This window comes from Salinicola corii (assembly GCF_008298015.1).
Lineage (GTDB): Bacteria > Pseudomonadota > Gammaproteobacteria > Pseudomonadales > Halomonadaceae > Salinicola > Salinicola corii.
In genome coordinates this window covers 1-16,718 of sequence record NZ_VTPX01000026.1, presented here as the reverse complement: position 1 = coordinate 16,718, position 16,718 = coordinate 1, and the positions used below count along the sequence as shown (strand labels likewise).

Sequence of the window (16,718 nt, the reverse complement as noted above, 5' to 3'; positions counted from 1 at the left end):
CGGAAGCGACCATTGGGGGCGTTGAGCAGCAATTGCTGCAACTGACTCTGGTGGTCGTTCGATACAATGATATCGAGGTTGGAGATCGCGGTACGAGAGATGATCTGGTCGAGATCGACCAGGTCGGTGGCGAGCAGCTCGTAGGCCCCACCCGGTGCCGTATCCGTGATGTCGTAGTAGGAAGAGAGGGTTGGCTGGGAGTCCAGGTCGATAAGCAGTACCCGGAACCCGGCATCGGCCAGCAGGCCGCCTAGATTGGCCGTGACGGTGGTCTTACCGACGCCGCCTTTGGAACAAACCGTTGCAAGAACACGCATTTACCCGCACCTCGTCCAGCCTGTGAATGGAGCGAGTGCAGTGCGTTCATTAGCGATAGGGTAACGACAAACGGAGGAGACTTGTGGTCAACTGGTGCTGGCACCAGGAGTCGAACCCGGGACCTGCTGATTACAAGTCAGCTGCTCTACCGACTGAGCTATACCAGCAAAATTGACTTTGGTGTCGTCGACACTGATTACAAGTCAGTTGCTCTACCAACTGAGCTATGTCGGCGAGCATAGAGACGTCAGCGATGGCTGGGGTAGCAGGATTCGAACCTGCGCATGCCGATACCAAAAACCGGTGCCTTACCACTTGGCGATACCCCAGCATTGATGGTGGCCAGAGACGGAATCGAACCGCCGACACGGGGATTTTCAATCCCCTGCTCTACCAACTGAGCTATCTGGCCCTCGCCAACGGGGACGCATTTAACCAGCATGCCGTTTGGGGGTCAAGCCTTTTTATTTCAAAAAGATGAGTTCCTTTCACCCTACTGAAAAATCACTGGCCAGGCGGTACGTAGCCCTCGGCGTGATCGGTTTCCTGATTGTCGAAGAACCGATTCATCTGCGTCGTCAGGTACTCCCGCGCTTGCGGGTCCAGCATATTGAGATGCTTCTCGTTGATCAGCCGCGTCTGCAGTGCCTGCCACTCCTCCCAGGCACGCTTGGAGACCGTTTGCTGAATTTCCTGGCCCTTGGTACCGGGCAGCGGCGGGAATGCCAGAGCTTCGAGTTCTTGCTGGTACTTGCGGCAGAATACCGTCTGCGCCATGAAAGCCTCCTCTCAGTCGATAAGTGCATGCGCCTGGGCCAACGTGGCCAACAGGGTCTTGACCGGCGCCGCCAACCCGACATTCGCCGGTGCGGCGGGATCGACCCACTGCTGGTTCGGTTCGGCCACGGTAGCGGCCCGGCGACCCGGTAGTCGAGCCGGTCTCGGCGTGATCTCCAGGCGAAAGTGGGTGAACGAGTGTATGAACGGCTGCCAGGCAGTGCCGAGGTGAGAGCCTCGATAGCGCCGCTCCAGCCAGTCATGCAGTTCACTGTCGCCATCGAACTGGGGAAAGCCCCACAGGCCGCCCCACAGGCCGCTGGGCGGACGTTGCTCGAGCAGCACCCGTCCCGTGTCATCCTGCAACAGTAACATCTGCGTCCGCCGCGTCGGCAACTCGCGTTTGGGCTTGGAGCCGGGATAGCGGCTCTCGTCGCCCTGTTCGTGGGCCACGCAGACATCCTCGAATGGGCACAGCAGGCAGCTCGGCTTCCCGCGTGTGCAGATCATGGCGCCAAGATCCATCATCGCCTGGGTGTATTCCGGCAGCCGGCGTTCCGGTGTATAGCGCTCCGCCAGCTCCCACAGCCTCGCCAGCACGTCGCTCCTGCCCGGCCAGCCCTCCACCGCGTGCAGGCGGGCCAGCACGCGCTTGACATTGCCGTCGAGGATCGCGGCACGCTGGCCGGTGCTGATGCTGACGATGGCGCCGGCCGTGGAACGACCGATCCCCGGCAGCGCCGTCATCGCCTCGAAATCGTGGGTCGGGAACTCGCCATCGTGATCGTCGACGACGACCCGGGCAGCCTTGTGCAGATTACGGGCGCGGGCGTAGTAGCCAAGCCCGGTCCACAGATGCAGCACGTCGTCCTGGGGCGCATCCGCCAGCGTCCGGACATCGGGGAAGCGCGCCATGAAACGTTCGAAGTAGGGGATGACGGTAGTGACCTGGGTCTGCTGCAGCATGATCTCCGACACCCAGACCCGGTAGGGCGTCTTGTCGTGCTGCCACGGCAGCGACTTGCGACCGTGCGCGTCGAACCAGCCGAATACTCGCTCGCGAAAGGCCTCGGCCGATAGAGCTATTCCCGCCAAACCGCACCTCTCCAGAGTGGTGGAATCGAGTTTAACATTGATGGTGAATCGATCCGGAAAATCAGAGCGCCGTTGGCCGGCTTGGCAAGAGGGCGCCGACATCGTGTCGGCGCAAGGAACCGGCTACCGGCCCGGCTCACTTGAACAGATCGCGGAGCTTGTTGCCGAGTTTCTCGGATGCGCCTTCCCCCAGTTTGTCGTCGATCTTCTGACGGGTCTCTTCATCCAGCTGCTTGTTCAGCTCTTTGTCGATACGCTCGCCAGCCTTGCGTTTGGCCTCGTCCGTGGCGAGATTCGCCAGCGAATCCTGAAACGCTTCGCGATCGAATCCACACCACTGCCCGGGTGCGTCGCTCAGGCTGCCCTGACAGCGAATCGGGAAGTCGATCTTGGCCAGTCGCGGATTGACACCGCAGGCAGCCTTGTCGGCGGTGTCGGTAAAGCGTGCCGCCGCACGGTAGTCGAAACGGTTGGTCACCAGGTTGACATCGCCCTTGCCGGTCACCGCGATGCCGGGAATGGCGATATCCAGATCGTCGTTGTGGGCCACGCCATTGTCGACTTTCACGCTGGCCTGCAGCCGATCGAAGGCGGTGTCCTCGCTCCATTCGCGGGTCGACTCACGCCCTTCCAGGGTCGCTACCGCGCTGCACAGCTGACGCGATACGTTGACGTCGAGCATGGCGCCGTCGTCGATCCGCAGCGCCGCCTGGCCATCGAGATTCTGCTTGAGTCCTTCGGCGGTATTGGTACGCGAATCGAAATCCCCCTGCAGGTTGAGCTTGCCGCGCAGCGGAGAGTCCTTACCGCTGAAGTCCTGGTAGAGCGGCGCGATGTCGACGCCATTCATGCGCTCGGTGAAGGACAGCTTCAGCGGCGGTTGGCGAAGATCAAGCGCGCTCGAGGCCTTCAGCGAGCCGCCGTAGAGCGAGGCATCGAGCGAGTCGATGCGCTGGCGACCGCCACTGCCGCTGGTGGTCAATTCGACATCCCCCATCTGAATGCCCTTGGCCTTGAGCGAATCGAGCGTCAAGTGCCCTTCCTGCTTGAGGTCGGCCAGCCAATCGACCGGCAGCAGTTCGGCACCTTCGGCCGCGGCGAGCGCCGGCTGGACACCGAGCGCAGACAGCCAGGCCGTGTCCTTGCCATCACCGCTCTGCGTCCCATCCGCGCTCTGGGTCCGGGGGGCCAGGTAGCGATCCAGGTCGAGCTGGTCACCCGCCAGATCGAAGTCCAGCTCCCGGCCGTCGAAGGCGCCCCCCAGCGAGCCCTGGAACGTGGTGTCGTCCAGCGTCAGCTGCAAGTTGTCGAAATCGATACGCTGGGCGCTGCCGGTGAAAGGCCCGCTCAACGAGAGCGCGGTAAGCGCCTTGTCGTCGGCGCTGTTCACGTCGATACCGAAGCGCGTCAGCCAGTCCCGAACCGACAGCGGCGCGAGTTCCAGCCGCCCCCGGTATCGAGGCGCGTCGTCCAGTTGCGTGACTTCCAGGTTGCCTTTCAGGTTCAACCCATCGTCTCCGCTCAGGACGACATCGCCGAGCGTGGCGGTGCGGGCCTCCAGGTCGGTCACGGCATTGGCGCGCAGATCCAGCGATAGCGGCGTTTCCTGCATGGCCGTGTGGTAGAGCGAAGCGCCCAATTCGATTCCGTCGGCCCGATACTGCTTGGCCTGGGTGTCTGCGACCAGCGTGGCGACCTTCAGGTTGAGCGACTGCGCCTGCTCAGCCAGCGCCGGCAACTGCGCCTTGCCGTTGAGCGTCACGTTCCCGAAGGTGTAGCGTCCGGCGCCGAGATCCATGCGCATCTGGCTCTTGAACTGGAGGTTGCCGTCGATGTCCGGCTGGCGCCCGTCGACATCGAACGACAGCTGGACCGGGAACGACGACTGCGGGCTGACGTTGCTGCTCTGCAGGCTGAGGTTGGCCAGCGTGACATCCAGCGATTTCTGCCGGTCGACGTAGTTCACCTGGCTGTTGGCCACCTTGACGCTGGCGATATCGAACGCCACGGCCTGATCGTCGCCCGGCTTCAGGCCGGGGCCTTTTTTCTCGGGCTGGGCCGGCTGCTCCGACCGTGCGGTATTCTGCGACGGCGTCCCGCCCGCGCTTGGCGAGGACTGGCTAGCGTTATCGTTGCCGGCCAGGCGATCCAACAGTACCTGCCAGTTGCCCTGGCCCTGCGCGTCGCGGGCCAGATTGAGCCGCATGCCATCGAGAATCAGGCCATCGACCGACACGTCTCCGGTCAGCAATGGCGTGAATGCCACGCTCACTTCGGCACTGTCGAAGCCGACGAAGGGGGCTTCTTGCTGGGATTGCGCGGGGAGCCAGGCTTCGGCGTCCTTGACGCTGACGCCGATGCGCGGATAGAAGGACCACGACAATGGGCCGTCGAGGCGCAACTCGAGCCCGCTTTGGCTGCGGACCGCCTCGATCAGACGCGGCTTGAGATCGTTCGGATCGAAGAACGTGGTGATATAGACCACGGCCACGACGACCAGAATCCCCAAGACACCGATCGCCGCCAACAGCGCTCTGACCAGCCCCTTCATTCGAATCCTCCCTGTACCCTGACGTAGGTAGGCCCTCGTTCGCTGGAGCCGATGCGCCACTCGAGCTCGATGCGGCGGAGCGTGACTCGATGATGTGACTCGACCTGCTGTGCGGCTTCCGGCATGCCCCCGGTGTCTCCCTGTCGGCGGAACGACTTGACTGCGGTGAAGAACGGCCGAATGACAGCCGCTCGATAAACACCGTCATTGTAGCGGATGCGGGGCCCGATTCACTATAATGGCCGATTCTCGTCAACCGTACCGGGAGATTTCCCCCGCATGTCCGAGCGCATCGCCACGGTGTCGCGCGACACCAACGAGACGCAGATCACGGTCACGGTGAATCTGGACGGCAGCGGCCGTCTCGATTGCCGGACCGGGGTTCCCTTCCTAGACCACATGCTGGACCAGGTGGCCCGCCACGGCATGCTCGACCTGACGATAGATGCCCAGGGCGACCTCGAGATCGACGAGCACCACACCGTCGAGGATCTCGGCATCACCCTGGGCCAGGCATTCGCCCAGGCGATCGGGGACAAGCGCGGCATTCGTCGCTACGGCCACGCCTACGTACCGCTCGACGAGGCGCTGTCCCGCGTGGTGATCGATTTCTCGGGACGGTCCGGGCTATTCATGGATGTCGAGTTCACTCGCGCGACCATCGGCCGACTCGATACCCAACTGTTCTGGGAATTCTTCCAGGGCTTCGTCAACCATGCCCAGGTCACCCTCCACATCGACAACCTGAAGGGTTTCAACGCGCACCATCAGGCGGAGACCATCTTCAAGGCGTTCGGTCGCGCACTGCGAGCGGCTGTCGAGCAGGACCCGCGCATGGCCGGCCAGATGCCGTCGACCAAAGGCAGCCTTTGATACCGGCCGGCGCCATCACCGACTCAGCGAGGAAACCGCAATGACGATCGCCGTGATCGATTACGGGATGGGCAATCTGCACTCCGTGGCCAAGGCGCTCGAGCACGTCACCCATGAAAACGTCATGGTGACCCGCGATCCGCGCTCGATTCGCGGCGCTTCGCGGCTGGTGCTGCCCGGCCAGGGGGCGATCCGCGACTGCATGGGCGAACTCCAGCGCACCGAGCTCGAGGGGTTGGTCAAGGATCTGCTCGAGGAGCAGGCCAAACCGCTGCTCGGTATCTGCGTCGGTCAGCAGATGCTGTTCGAGCGCAGCGAGGAGAACGGCGGCATCGATTGCCTCGGCTTCCTCCCCGGTGGGGTCCGTCACTTCGGCCACAAACTGGTCAGCCCCGAGGGCGAGCGCCTCAAGGTGCCCCACATGGGCTGGAACCGGGTGACGCAGCACCACGCGCATCCGCTGTGGAACGGCATCGAAGACGGCGCGAGATTCTACTTCGTGCACAGCTATTACGTCGAAGCCTTGGAAGATGCCGATATCTTCGGCAAGACCGATTACGCTGGCGCCGACGCCCACGTGGTCACCGGCCGTGGCACCGTGTTCGCGGTGCAGTTCCACCCGGAAAAGAGCGCCAGGGATGGCCTGCAACTGCTGGAAAATTTCGTCAACTGGGCGCCCTAGGCACGATCCGGGAAGTGGCTGCCTCGCCGGCTTTTCAGACGGCACCTGACTGACTCAAAGGACTCGAAACCATGCTGGTAATTCCCGCCATCGATCTCAAGGACGGCCAGTGCGTGCGGCTCAAGCAGGGCCGCATGAACGATGCCACGTCCTACGGCGACGACCCGGTGGCGATGGCCGCACGCTGGGTCGACGCCGGCGCCCGGCGGCTCCATCTGGTCGATCTCAACGGCGCCTTCGAGGGCAAGCCGGTCAACGGTGAAGCCGTCACGGCGATTGCCCGCGCCTATCCGGACCTGCCGATCCAGATCGGCGGCGGCATTCGCAGTGCCAAGACCATCGAGCACTATCTCGCCGCCGGCGTCAGCTACGTGATCATCGGCACCAAGGCGGTCAAGGAGCCGGACTTCGTCGGCGAGATGTGTCGTCGCTTCCCCGGCCATGTGATCGTCGGCCTGGACGCCCGCGACGGCTTCGTCGCGACCGATGGCTGGGCGGAAGTCTCGACGGTCAAGGCAGTGGACCTGGCCAGGCGCTTTCGAGATGACGGCGTCTCCTCGATCGTCTACACCGACATCGCCCGCGACGGGATGATGCAAGGCGTCAACGTCGAAGCCACCGCTCAACTCGCCCGCGACGGCGGCCTGCCGGTGATCGCCTCCGGCGGGGTGACCGATCTGGAAGACATCCGCGCGCTGGCCAAGGTCGCCGACAGCGGCATCATCGGCGCCATCACCGGCCGTGCCATCTACGAAGGCTCACTCGATGTCGCCGAGGCCCAGGCGCTGAGCGATTCGATTCAGGGTGATTCGATTCGGGGCGATCGGATCGATACCGAAGGAGCCCGCTCATGACATTGGCCAAGCGCATCATTCCGTGCCTCGACGTCGACGCCGGCCGCGTGGTCAAGGGTGTCAATTTCGTCGGTATTCGCGATGCGGGCGACCCGGTGGAGATCGCCAAGCGTTACAACCAGCAGGGCGCTGACGAGATCACCTTTCTCGACATCACCGCCAGCCACGAAGACCGCGACACCACCGTCGAGATGGTCGAGCGCATTGCCGGCGAGGTGTTCATCCCGCTCACCGTCGGGGGCGGCATTCGTCGCTGCGAGGATATCCGTACCATGCTCAACGCCGGGGCGGACAAGGTCTCGATCAATACCGCCGCCGTCACCAATCCGGATTTCGTGCGCGAGGCCGCTGAGCGCTTCGGCAGCCAGTGCATCGTGGTGGCGATCGACGCCAAGCGGGTCAGCGCCGAGGGCGAGACGCCGCGCTGGGAGATTTTCACTCATGGCGGCCGCCGGCCCACCGGACTGGATGCCGTCGAGTGGGCGTGCAAGATGGTCGAACACGGTGCCGGCGAACTGCTGCTCACCAGCATGGATCGCGATGGCACCAAGGTCGGTTTCGATCTCGGAATGACCCGTGCGATCAGCGATGCGGTCGAGGTACCGGTGATCGCCTCCGGCGGCGTCGGCAACCTCGATCACCTGGTTGCCGGGGTGAAGGAAGGCGGCGCCGATGCGGTACTCGCCGCCAGCATCTTCCACTTCGGTGAATACACTATTCCCGACGCCAAGCGCTACATGGCCGAGCACGGGATCGAAATGCGGCTCTAAGCGCTGTGGGCCTGCGCCGGAGGCGAGAGCGGATCGACGAACAGCGCCATCAACGGGCGCTCTCAAGGCAGGTAGCGTGGCCGGAAGATACCTTCGAGATCACCGTAGGGGATGGTCAGCACCGGCTGGCCGACGGCATAGGGCGCCAGATCGTAGACCTGATACTTGACCGCGACGGCATCCGCCAGCGGGGCGACATTGTCGGAGACGATGAACGGCCACTGGGATTCGGACAGTCCGTTAGCCTGATCGGTCTCCAGCCAGCGCTGGTGGGCCCGCTCCAGCGCCGCTTCGTAGGCCGGTCGCTTCCCCGGCTGCAGCATGTCGTCGAGATCGACGATCTGCTGCGTGTCGCGCTCGATCACCATGTAGGAGGTCAACGGCAGGCCGTGAGCACCACCACTGTATAGATAGCCGTCCAGTTCGATTACCAGCAGATCGTCGTGATCCGCCACCACGTCGGCCTTGAGATCGGCCTCGTAGCCCGGCAGTTGCGGCACATCCTCGCGAGCGCTGCGCGAAGCCGCGAAGACCTGGTCAGCAAAGGCATCGAACGAGGTGGCTTGCCCCATGGCGTTGCCGTCGGGGCTATCGCTGAGCCCACTTGCCAGCCCGAACAACCGTCGCTCGAGTTCGGCGGACAACCGCGGTGACTCGGGGAAACTCAAGTAGGCCGCATTGACGTTGGCGCAGTTGTCTTTCTCGCAACCGGGCTCGTGGGCGCTCTTTACCACCGTCTCGGTTCGCAGCGCGTCACCGCTCCATCCGGTCAGGCTCTGGCAGCCCGACAGCACGACGGCCGCCAATGTCAGACCGCCAATCAACCAGCGCTTCTGCATGATGTTCCTCCATGAACGTTCGTTGGTCCGAGGCGCTGAGTGGTCGTCAGCGTTATCCACACGCCTCAGCGTAGTCGGTTTATCCACAACCGGTAGCGGATCAGTCGAGACTCAGGCCAAGGTTGCTGACTCCCTGATTGCGACCGAGCGCGCGCAATGCCGAGAGGTCCTCGAGCCTGGGGTCGGCCTCGAGCGCTTCGAGTACCGCGTCCTGAAAATCGCGCTCGTCCTGCATCAGCTGATGCTCACGAAACAACGCATCGAGACGTTCGGCGTCCTCGCTGCCCTCAGTCATCTCGATATAGGCACGTACGCCGTTGCGCGAAACGCGACTCACCTCCAACGTCGCTTCCGGTGCCTCGCCGCGCAGGGTATCGAGCAGCGTGGTCAGTGCCATGACCGTCTCCGTCGCCCGCCGCGCACCGAAGCTGTCATCGGTCTCCGGTGGCTCGACCTCGGCAAGCTTCTCGGCCTGCTTGTCGAAATCGATCTTCGCCGCAGCGATCTTGAGCCGCTCCCACACCAGATCCAGCACGTTATGGAGCACGCTAGGGTTGCCCTGGCCGCTCATGCCAACGTAAAGCACGTAGTTGGGCACCAAACGCTCGCTCAAGGCGGCCATGAACGCGATCTGCTGGCGCGCGCCGAGCTGGCGCAATCTGGCGTTGAAGCTACCCGCGGGCTTAGTCATGAACTCTCCATCATTCTGGCCACATCAAGTGCATGGGTACGCGGCCGCTGGCGTCGAAGACGACCCCCTCGGCGCGCAGTTTCTCGTGCTGTCGCTGGGCACCGCCATGGTCCGCAATTCGGCGGCTGGCGCCAATCACCCGGTACCAGGGCAGGTCGTGCCCGGTCGGCAACTGCCGCATTGCCGTGCCGACCATGCGTGCCGTGGCGCCCTCCGTCATCCGGGCGATCCGGCCATAGGTAGTGACGCGACCCGGAGGGATCCGCGCCACGATGGTGTAGATCTGTTCGAGGATTTGGGCACGGATGGCCATGGTTAAATGCTCACTTCCCGCTTGTGGCGTCGCCCGGTCGACCCCATCATAGGCGCATCATGCATATCTATTTTCTCCAGCATAGTCCGTTGTTCGGCCCAGCCCGCATGGCGGACTGGCTCACTGGCCTGGGCCACAGCTACAACCACAGCCGACTCGACGAAGGAGAACTACCGCCGCCGTTGGCCAACTGCGATGCACTCGTGCTACTCGATGCGTTCTCGCCTCCTGATACGACGCTGCTCAAGCGTGAACGCAAGCTGGTGGATCGCGCCCTGAAGAGCAACAAGCCGGTGCTTGGTATCGGCTTCGGCGCCGGCCTGATCGCCGAGGCGCTCGGCGCCATCGTGTCGCCCGCGGTGCAGCCGGAAATCGGCTGGCAGCCGCTGACCCTGGCCGACGACAGCCCCTTCGATCTGCCGGAAACCTTCGAAGTGCTGCTCTGGCATCGCGACATTTTCGGCCTGCCAGATGGCTGCCTGCCGCTGGGCAGCACTCCGGGCGGCCCGGTCCAGGGGTTCGCCTGGGATGCGGGCCGCGTCATCGCGCTGCAGTGTCATCTGCACTTGACGGCACAGGCCACGGCGGAGCTGTGCGATCACGACCTGCCGGCAACCTCTACCGGTCGTTACGTGCAGAGCCGTGACGAGATTCTCCGCGAGCCGAAACGCTTCGATCGGCAAGCGGCGCTGCTGGACCGAGTCATGACCCAGTGGCCCGACGGCCGCTAGCTTCGAAACGAAGATGGCCGCACTAGACCACGTGCTGACGCTCCCACTGCCGGGCGACCGCCAGGCAGCTGTCCCAGTCCCCGACGTGCAGGGTCGGCCGGGGCTGGTGCTCGATCTGATGGCGATACATCGGGTCGTAGTATTCCCGTAGCAGTGGGGCCAGCCAATCATCGTGCGCCTGCACGTTGCCGAGACGCTGCGCCGCGAATGCCCGCTGTTGCGCCTCGATCAATCGCGCCAGCCGCTCGCCACCCAGGCGTTTGCCGAGACGCTTCAACGCACCGGACAGCTGCTTGCGAAACAGCACCTCGCCCAGTTGCGGGCCATAGTGGCGATGATAGATCGCGCTGAGGTCCTGAATGTAATCCTTGCGGATCTGTTCGAGGCGCCACTCCAGCGGCATCTCCACGCGAATGCACGGCGCGGCCTTCATCGACTGCCAGAAGGTTGCCGGTATCGCCAGGCGCCCGATGCGCTGCGACTCGTCCTCGACCACGCGAGCCTGCGGCAGCCGCATTAGATCCAGCGTCAGACCGTGTTCGAAATCGATCTGCGAGGGGCCGGCCAGCGGATGCTGGCCGAAGGCCGAGCCCTTGTGACGTGCATGACCTTCCAGATCGACACCCGAGCCGAGCGCGTTGATCAGTGCCGTCTTGGCGCAGCCGGTCAGACCGGCGATCAGCAGCAGAGGAGCCTGGCTATGGACCTCCAGCGTCTCGATCAGCCGACTGCGCATCGCCTTCCAACCACCGCGAATTCGCGGCAGCGGGTGGCCTCGCTCGGCCAGCCATCGCTGCGAAATCTTCGAACGCATGCCGCCACGAAAACAGTAGATCACGCTATCCGGCGCCGATGCGATCGCCTGCTCCCAGGCGGCAAGACACGATTCGCGACGGTCGCCCGATACCAGGTGGCTGCCCAGCTCCATCGCCGAGGCCTGACCGGCGTGCTTGTAACGAATCCCGACTTCGCGGCGCTCGTCGTCGTTCATCAGCGGCAGGTTGATCGCACCGGGCAAGGCGCCGGCCGAGAACTCGATCGGCGCGCGCACATCGATCAGAGGCCGCTCCAGCAGCGCAAGGTCCGCCTCGACGAATTCATTGCCCTTCAACCGCGCACCTCGATCAGTCCAGCACCGCCGCGAGGCGTGACGCACTCGCCGAAGGCCTCCAGCTTGAGCTGGTGCTGGCGCCCGATCCGTTCGACATCGTCGGCCCAGGCCGGATCCACGGCCACCAGCAACCCCCCGGAGGTCTGCGGATCGCACAGCCATTGCCAATGGGCGGCATCCATGTCCGGCAGCGCTTCGCCGATCGCCTCCCGGTTGCGCCCCGTACCGCCAGGCACCGCGCCCTGGCGCCGGTAGGCCTCGGCTTCGGCAAGCCTCGGCAGCTTGGCGAAATCGATTCGCGCCTCGACGCCGCTGGCCGCACACACCTCGCTCAGGTGGCCCGCCAGACCGAAGCCGGTGACATCGGTCATGGCATGTACACCCTGGATTCTGGCCAATTCCTTGCCGATGTCGTTGGCGACCAGCATGGTCTCGCGTGCCAGACCGTGATGCCCGGCCTGCAGCCTGCCCTGCTTCTCGGCCGTCGTCAGCAGCCCGACGCCCAGCGGCTTGGTCAGATACAGCAGATCGCCAGGCTTGGCACCGCTGTTGAGCTTGAGGTTGTCGAGATCGACCAGGCCGTTGACCGAGAGCCCGAAGATCGGCTCCGGCGCATCGATGGAGTGACCGCCCGCCAAGGCGACGCCCAGTTCACGGCAGACGGCCTGGGCGCCCGACATGACGTCACCGGCAATTTCCGCTGGCAGCTTGTCCAGTGGCCAGCCGAGGATACCCAGCGCCATGATCGGCGTACCACCCATGGCGTAGACGTCGCTGATGGCGTTGGTCGCCGCAATGCGGCCGAAATCGAACGGATCGTCAACGATCGGCATGAAGAAATCAGTGGTGGAGATCAGCCCGCGACCGTCACCGAGATCGTAGACTGCAGCATCTTCGCGTCCCTGGTTACCGACGATCAGATTCTTGCTGTTGGCGCCCGGCCCCGCCTTGGCGAGAATACGGTCGAGCACGTCAGGGGCGATCTTGCAGCCACAGCCTGCCCCGTGGCTGTATTGCGTCAGGCGAATGGCACTCATCTCTGGCTCCTCGTCCCGTTCCTGGAGATATCGATCCTGGCAATCAGTTTAACCGACCCGGCGACGCGACTCAGCGCCGACGGCCGGATCGCACCCTGTCGACTGCTTTGGCTGCAGCGGCTCTGACAAAACCCGTCCGCTCACAGCGCTTCCAGCGCCTCGGCCAGCTTGTCGACCGCCACCACCTGCATGCCGGCGGGCGCGTTCTTGGGCGCGTTTCCGCGCGGCACGATGGCCCGCGTGAAACCATGCTTGGCGGCCTCGACGATGCGCTCCTGGCCGCTCGGCACCGGCCGGATCTCCCCGGAGAGACCTACCTCCCCAAACACCACCAGTTCCCGCGGCAGCGCCCGATTCTGGAGACTGGAGACCACGGCCAGCAACACTGCCAGATCGGCGCTGGTCTCCAGCACCTTGACCCCGCCGACGACATTAAGGAAGACATCCTGATCGCCGGTAAACAGCCCGCCGTGCTTGTGCAGCACGGCTAGCAGCATGGCCAAGCGATTGTGGTCAAGCCCCACCGCCACGCGTCGCGGATTGCCCAGAGCCGACTCGTCGAGCAGCGCCTGCACTTCGACCAAAATCGGGCGGGTGCCTTCCCACACCACCATCACCAGACTGCCGGAGGCCAGCTCCTCGCCCCTCGACAGGAAGATCGCGCTAGGGTTCTTGACCTCCTTGAGCCCGAGCTCGACCATCGCGAACACGCCGAGTTCGTTGATCGCACCGAAGCGATTCTTCTGTCCGCGCAACGTGCGGAAGCGCGAGTCGCTGCCACCTTCGAGCAGCAGCGAGGCATCAATCATGTGTTCGAGCACCTTGGGACCAGCCAGCGAGCCATCCTTGGTCACATGACCGACCAGCAGCAGCACGGTATTGCTCTGCTTGGCGAACCGCGTGAGTGCCGCCGCCGATTCCCTCACCTGGGCTACGCCACCGGGCGCGGAGCCGATATCTTCCAGGTGCATGGTCTGAATTGAGTCGATGATCAGCACCTCGGGGCGCTCCCGCTCGGCCACGGCCAACAGCGTCTCGACACTGGTCTCGGCGAGCATCTTGAGCCCCTGGGTCGGCAACTGCAGGCGGTGGGCCCGCATCGCTACCTGAGACAAGGACTCTTCACCGGTGACGTACAGCACCCGCTTGGTCTGGGCCAGCCGGCAGGCCGTCTGCAGCAGCAGAGTGGACTTGCCGGCGCCGGGATGCCCACCCAACAGCACCGCCGAGCCGGGCACCAGCCCGCCGCCAAGTACCCGGTCGAACTCCTCGAACGTGGAGCTGAAACGGGGTACCTCGGTGAGATCGACGCCGGATAGATCGACGACTTCCCGCGACAGCGTACCCGCATAGCCGCCGCGAGCGCCGCTGCTACCAGGAGTCGATGCGCCAGGACGTGCACTGCCGAGGCGAATCTCGGTCAGCGTGTTCCATTCACGGCAGTTGCTGCACTGCCCTTGCCATTTGCTGTACTCCGCACCGCATTCGGTGCAGACGAAGGCGCTCTTCGCTTTTGCCACGCGTGGGGTCTCCGTCAAGGATCGCAAGACGCGTATGGTGCCACAAATGTCCAGCCCACAACGACGAGAGGCGGCCCATGGCCGCCTCTGCGATCGCCAGCGTAATGCTTACTGGCGAGTCAGGCGCAACATCTGGCCGTTCTCGAAACGACGGCGCTGAGGATCGATCAGTTCCAGCGTGCGGTCATCGATCTTCTGGAAATAGTAGATCTGGCCTTCGCCATTCGGCGTCAGCTCATAGACCGTGGCCTGCGGATCGACCGCTGTGCCCGTCATCGTTTCCCACTGGCCTTCGTACTGCTCGGGATCCGGATTCTGTGGGTGATTCACATAGTCGGCTTCGAGCGTAAAGGTGCGCTGTGACGCCGGCGAGGATTCGGAACCGTTGAGATTGACGGTCAGGTCGATGCCATCGCAGCTACGGCAAGGCAACGTGCCTTCGTAGGTGACGGCGTTCGACGACATGCCGGCGGAGGACTCGGCGGTGCCGGACTGAGTCTGAGATCCACCGCTGGCACAACCAGCCAGTACGGCTACCGTGGCGGCACTGGCCAGCAACGTCCTGATCTGCATATTGGTTCTCCTTACACTTCTGGGCCATACAGGCCGCCTTGGCGGCCACGTGTCTACAGGATAGCGGTAAGTCTCGTGCATGACATCCCATTCAGCCGAGAGCATCAGGCTGCCACGTGGGAGCGGCTCAATCCATCACTGGATAATCGGTATAGCCTTCCGCGCCACCACCATAGAAAGTCTCCGGATTCGACTCGTTGATAGCGCATCATCACCTCGGATTCCTCACCGACAGGCCGAATGACGACAAGCGTACACCGACGCGCACGGCTCCCATGACCTCGTTCACGGCATCGACGACTTCCAGCAGCCAGCGGGCTCGCTTGGCAGCCTGACTGTCATCGTCGAGTTAGAGCACTAATCAATCCTGCCACTCACATTCGGTGGGCGCGGCTTGCGCCGTTTCAGGCCAGAGGTCACTATGAGCGTAGACCCGCCACGCTTAACAAGCATCGTAGAAAACGTCCCGCGAGAGATCATGAGTCAATTCTGGAGTCCCGCCGTTCGCGCCCTGACGCCCTACGTACCGGGCGAGCAACCGCGCGAAAGACTGATCAAGCTGAATACCAACGAAAACCCTTATCCGCCATCTCCGGCCATCGAGCAGGTGCTGCAGGCGTTCGCGGTGGGCCACCTTCGTCGCTACCCCGATCCCGAATCGCTGGCGCTGCGGGAGGCTTTGGCCAAGACCCATGGCGTCGAGCCGGAACAGGTCTTCGTCGGCAATGGTTCCGACGAAGTGCTGGCGCTGGCATTCCAGGCGTTCTTCTGTCAGCCGAAGCCACTGCTGATGCCGGCCATCAGCTACAGCTTCTACCCGGTCTACTGCAAGCTCTACGATATTCATTACCGTACCGTGGCTCTGGACGACCGCTGGCAGATCGCCCTGAAGGCCTTCGATGCCGATAATGGTGGTGTGGTGTTCGCCAACCCCAATGCGCCGACCGGCCATGGGCACCCGCGTCAGGCTGTCGCGCAGCTGCTGGAGCGCATCATCGAGAGCGTGGTACTGGTCGACGAGGCTTATGTCGATTTCGGCGGCGAGAGCGTCGTTCCGCTGATCGCGGACTATCCCAATTTGCTGGTCGCCGGAACCCTGTCGAAAGGACGCAGCCTGGCCGGCTTGCGCGTGGGCTACGCCATCGGCTCGCGCGAACTGATCGAAGGATTGGAGCGCGTCAAAAACTCCTTCAACTCCTACCCGATCGACATGCTGGCCAGCGAAGTCGCCATCGCTTCGCTCGAGGATGAGTCACATTTCAAGGCATGCTGCGAACAGGTCATTGCCACCCGGGAGCGGACACGCCAGCAGTTGGAGGCGATGGCGTTCGAAGTCCTGCCATCACAGACCAACTTCCTGTTCGTGCGCCATCCTCGACACAGTGGCGCCAGCCTGTTCAGCGGTCTGCGCGAGCGCGGCATTCTGGTTCGCCATTTCAACAAGGATGGTCTCAGCGATTTCCTGCGTATCTCGATCGGCACCGATGACGAAATGGGCAGCCTGGTCGAAGCGCTACAGGCCATTCTCTAACCTCTGTCTGAAAAATCGACGAGCGATAGCCAGACAAAGCGAAAATCGGCGAAAAAAGGACCGGGCTGGCACTCCAGTCGATTTTTAACGCCGTATGGGTGAGCGCGGGCATTTTTCAGACAAAGCGTAGGCGAACGTCATCAAAATGGCACCGCCTTGCCATCCCAGCCCCAGAAACTGCCGCTCTCATCAGGGCGGCGGTCGCCCATCACCACAAGCAATCGTTCCGCCACGACGTTCGGCGTGAACAGCTTTCCCTCCGGCACTCGGCGCTGGAAGGGTTGAGACAGATCGGTGTCAGTAATGGTCGCGCTACTATTCTTCGCGGCAAAGAAAAACCCCCAGCTTCTCACGAAGCTGGGGGTTGGGATAGAAGCCTGACGATGACCTACTCTCACATGGGGAGACCCCACACTACCATCGGCGCTAAGCGGTTTCACTGCTGAGTTCGG

Annotated in this window: 18 protein-coding genes, 3 tRNA genes and 1 rRNA gene; 6 read left to right on the top strand and 16 right to left on the bottom strand. The window is 63.4% G+C overall.

The genetic code is table 11. The features are described 5' to 3' along the window. The 8 genes from F0A16_RS21365 to F0A16_RS22155 form a co-directional block, all read right to left on the bottom strand. Positions 1-317: ParA family protein (locus F0A16_RS21365; protein WP_149434545.1), on the bottom strand; the 317-nt coding region annotated here is incomplete at its 3' end. Positions 318-409: 92 nt separating this feature from the next. Beyond that, a tRNA-Thr gene (locus F0A16_RS21360) sits at positions 410-485 on the bottom strand. A gap of 87 nt (positions 486-572) precedes the next feature. Next, a tRNA-Gln gene (locus F0A16_RS21355) sits at positions 573-647 on the bottom strand. 7 nt (positions 648-654) lie between these two features. After that, a tRNA-Phe gene (locus tag F0A16_RS21350) sits at positions 655-730 on the bottom strand. 92 nt (positions 731-822) lie between these two features. Next, complete coding sequence (locus F0A16_RS21345; RefSeq protein WP_149438053.1) at positions 823-1,095, bottom strand: oxidative damage protection protein; 273 nt, start codon at positions 1,093-1,095, stop codon at positions 823-825. Between the two features lie 12 nt (positions 1,096-1,107). After that, positions 1,108-2,190, bottom strand: coding sequence for an A/G-specific adenine glycosylase (mutY, locus tag F0A16_RS21340; RefSeq protein WP_239023924.1), 1,083 nt, complete (start codon positions 2,188-2,190; stop codon positions 1,108-1,110). A gap of 136 nt (positions 2,191-2,326) precedes the next feature. Next, positions 2,327-4,741, bottom strand: a complete 2,415-nt coding sequence (locus tag F0A16_RS21335) for an AsmA family protein (RefSeq protein ID WP_149438050.1) — start codon at positions 4,739-4,741, stop codon at positions 2,327-2,329. Continuing rightward, the gene (locus F0A16_RS22155) at positions 4,738-4,866 is read right to left on the bottom strand and encodes a hypothetical protein (protein WP_275401769.1); all 129 of its coding nucleotides are present in this window, start codon (positions 4,864-4,866) and stop codon (positions 4,738-4,740) included. Before F0A16_RS22155 ends, F0A16_RS21335 begins: the two co-directional genes overlap by 4 nt. A gap of 154 nt (positions 4,867-5,020) precedes the next feature. On the opposite strand from F0A16_RS22155, the gene hisB reads away from it, so the two are divergent. The 4 genes from hisB (at position 5,021) to hisF (ending at position 7,920) form a co-directional block, all read left to right on the top strand. Then, a complete protein-coding gene (gene hisB, locus F0A16_RS21330; protein WP_110708031.1) occupies positions 5,021-5,614 on the top strand; it encodes an imidazoleglycerol-phosphate dehydratase HisB in 594 nt (197 codons plus the stop codon). A gap of 40 nt (positions 5,615-5,654) precedes the next feature. Further along, on the top strand, positions 5,655-6,296 hold the full coding sequence (gene hisH, locus F0A16_RS21325; protein ID WP_149438048.1) for an imidazole glycerol phosphate synthase subunit HisH: 642 nt from the start codon (positions 5,655-5,657) through the stop codon (positions 6,294-6,296). 71 nt (positions 6,297-6,367) lie between these two features. Continuing rightward, the gene (hisA, locus tag F0A16_RS21320; RefSeq protein WP_149438046.1) at positions 6,368-7,150 is read left to right on the top strand and encodes a 1-(5-phosphoribosyl)-5-[(5-phosphoribosylamino)methylideneamino]imidazole-4-carboxamide isomerase; all 783 of its coding nucleotides are present in this window, start codon (positions 6,368-6,370) and stop codon (positions 7,148-7,150) included. Then, on the top strand, positions 7,147-7,920 hold the full coding sequence (hisF, locus tag F0A16_RS21315) for an imidazole glycerol phosphate synthase subunit HisF (protein WP_149438044.1): 774 nt from the start codon (positions 7,147-7,149) through the stop codon (positions 7,918-7,920). Before hisA ends, hisF begins: the two co-directional genes overlap by 4 nt. A gap of 62 nt (positions 7,921-7,982) precedes the next feature. On the opposite strand, the gene F0A16_RS21310 is transcribed toward hisF, so the two are convergent. From F0A16_RS21310 to F0A16_RS21300, 3 genes are all read right to left on the bottom strand, one after another. Further along, complete coding sequence (locus F0A16_RS21310; protein WP_149438042.1) at positions 7,983-8,759, bottom strand: DUF3298 and DUF4163 domain-containing protein; 777 nt, start codon at positions 8,757-8,759, stop codon at positions 7,983-7,985. 100 nt (positions 8,760-8,859) lie between these two features. After that, positions 8,860-9,450: a YjaG family protein gene (locus F0A16_RS21305; protein ID WP_149438040.1), complete on the bottom strand. Its 591-nt coding sequence runs from the start codon at positions 9,448-9,450 to the stop codon at positions 8,860-8,862. 10 nt (positions 9,451-9,460) lie between these two features. Continuing rightward, complete coding sequence (locus F0A16_RS21300; protein ID WP_149438038.1) at positions 9,461-9,763, bottom strand: MGMT family protein; 303 nt, start codon at positions 9,761-9,763, stop codon at positions 9,461-9,463. A 59-nt stretch (positions 9,764-9,822) separates the two neighbouring features. On the opposite strand from F0A16_RS21300, the gene F0A16_RS21295 reads away from it, so the two are divergent. After that, positions 9,823-10,494, top strand: coding sequence for a type 1 glutamine amidotransferase (locus tag F0A16_RS21295; protein ID WP_149438037.1), 672 nt, complete (start codon positions 9,823-9,825; stop codon positions 10,492-10,494). Positions 10,495-10,516: 22 nt separating this feature from the next. On the opposite strand, the gene mnmH is transcribed toward F0A16_RS21295, so the two are convergent. The 4 genes from mnmH to F0A16_RS21275 form a co-directional block, all read right to left on the bottom strand. Continuing rightward, positions 10,517-11,605 carry a tRNA 2-selenouridine(34) synthase MnmH gene (gene mnmH / locus F0A16_RS21290; protein WP_149438035.1) on the bottom strand — a complete coding sequence of 363 codons (1,089 nt, stop codon included), beginning with the start codon at positions 11,603-11,605 and terminating at the stop codon, positions 10,517-10,519. Then, the gene (selD, locus tag F0A16_RS21285) at positions 11,602-12,642 is read right to left on the bottom strand and encodes a selenide, water dikinase SelD (protein ID WP_149438033.1); all 1,041 of its coding nucleotides are present in this window, start codon (positions 12,640-12,642) and stop codon (positions 11,602-11,604) included. The genes mnmH and selD overlap by 4 nt, the downstream gene beginning before the upstream one ends. 140 nt (positions 12,643-12,782) lie before the next feature. Then, positions 12,783-14,162 (bottom strand): DNA repair protein RadA, encoded by a 1,380-nt coding sequence (gene radA / locus F0A16_RS21280; protein ID WP_149438032.1) that lies wholly within the window; start codon positions 14,160-14,162, stop codon positions 12,783-12,785. A gap of 108 nt (positions 14,163-14,270) precedes the next feature. After that, the gene (locus tag F0A16_RS21275; protein ID WP_149438030.1) at positions 14,271-14,735 is read right to left on the bottom strand and encodes a copper resistance protein NlpE N-terminal domain-containing protein; all 465 of its coding nucleotides are present in this window, start codon (positions 14,733-14,735) and stop codon (positions 14,271-14,273) included. Positions 14,736-15,213: 478 nt separating this feature from the next. On the opposite strand from F0A16_RS21275, the gene hisC reads away from it, so the two are divergent. Then, positions 15,214-16,266, top strand: a complete 1,053-nt coding sequence (gene hisC / locus F0A16_RS21265; protein WP_149438028.1) for a histidinol-phosphate transaminase — start codon at positions 15,214-15,216, stop codon at positions 16,264-16,266. 375 nt (positions 16,267-16,641) lie between these two features. On the opposite strand, the gene rrf is transcribed toward hisC, so the two are convergent. Further along, positions 16,642-16,718 (bottom strand): 5S ribosomal RNA (gene rrf, locus F0A16_RS22340); the annotation flags it as partial.

Excerpts from the sequence above, each read along its gene's own strand:
- F0A16_RS21345 (WP_149438053.1), bottom strand. The coding sequence starts at position 1,095 with ATGGCGCAGACGGTATTCTGCCGCAAGTACCAGCAAGAACTCGAAGCT.
- F0A16_RS21335 (WP_149438050.1), bottom strand. The coding sequence starts at position 4,741 with ATGAAGGGGCTGGTCAGAGCGCTGTTGGCGGCGATCGGTGTCTTGGGG.
- F0A16_RS22155 (WP_275401769.1), bottom strand. The coding sequence starts at position 4,866 with ATGCCGGAAGCCGCACAGCAGGTCGAGTCACATCATCGAGTCACGCTC.
- hisB (WP_110708031.1), top strand. The coding sequence starts at position 5,021 with ATGTCCGAGCGCATCGCCACGGTGTCGCGCGACACCAACGAGACGCAG.
- hisH (WP_149438048.1), top strand. The coding sequence starts at position 5,655 with ATGACGATCGCCGTGATCGATTACGGGATGGGCAATCTGCACTCCGTG.
- hisA (WP_149438046.1), top strand. The coding sequence starts at position 6,368 with ATGCTGGTAATTCCCGCCATCGATCTCAAGGACGGCCAGTGCGTGCGG.
- hisF (WP_149438044.1), top strand. The coding sequence starts at position 7,147 with ATGACATTGGCCAAGCGCATCATTCCGTGCCTCGACGTCGACGCCGGC.
- F0A16_RS21310 (WP_149438042.1), bottom strand. The coding sequence starts at position 8,759 with ATGCAGAAGCGCTGGTTGATTGGCGGTCTGACATTGGCGGCCGTCGTG.
- F0A16_RS21305 (WP_149438040.1), bottom strand. The coding sequence starts at position 9,450 with ATGACTAAGCCCGCGGGTAGCTTCAACGCCAGATTGCGCCAGCTCGGC.
- F0A16_RS21300 (WP_149438038.1), bottom strand. The coding sequence starts at position 9,763 with ATGGCCATCCGTGCCCAAATCCTCGAACAGATCTACACCATCGTGGCG.
- F0A16_RS21295 (WP_149438037.1), top strand. The coding sequence starts at position 9,823 with ATGCATATCTATTTTCTCCAGCATAGTCCGTTGTTCGGCCCAGCCCGC.
- selD (WP_149438033.1), bottom strand. The coding sequence starts at position 12,642 with ATGAGTGCCATTCGCCTGACGCAATACAGCCACGGGGCAGGCTGTGGC.
- F0A16_RS21275 (WP_149438030.1), bottom strand. The coding sequence starts at position 14,735 with ATGCAGATCAGGACGTTGCTGGCCAGTGCCGCCACGGTAGCCGTACTG.
- hisC (WP_149438028.1), top strand. The coding sequence starts at position 15,214 with ATGAGTCAATTCTGGAGTCCCGCCGTTCGCGCCCTGACGCCCTACGTA.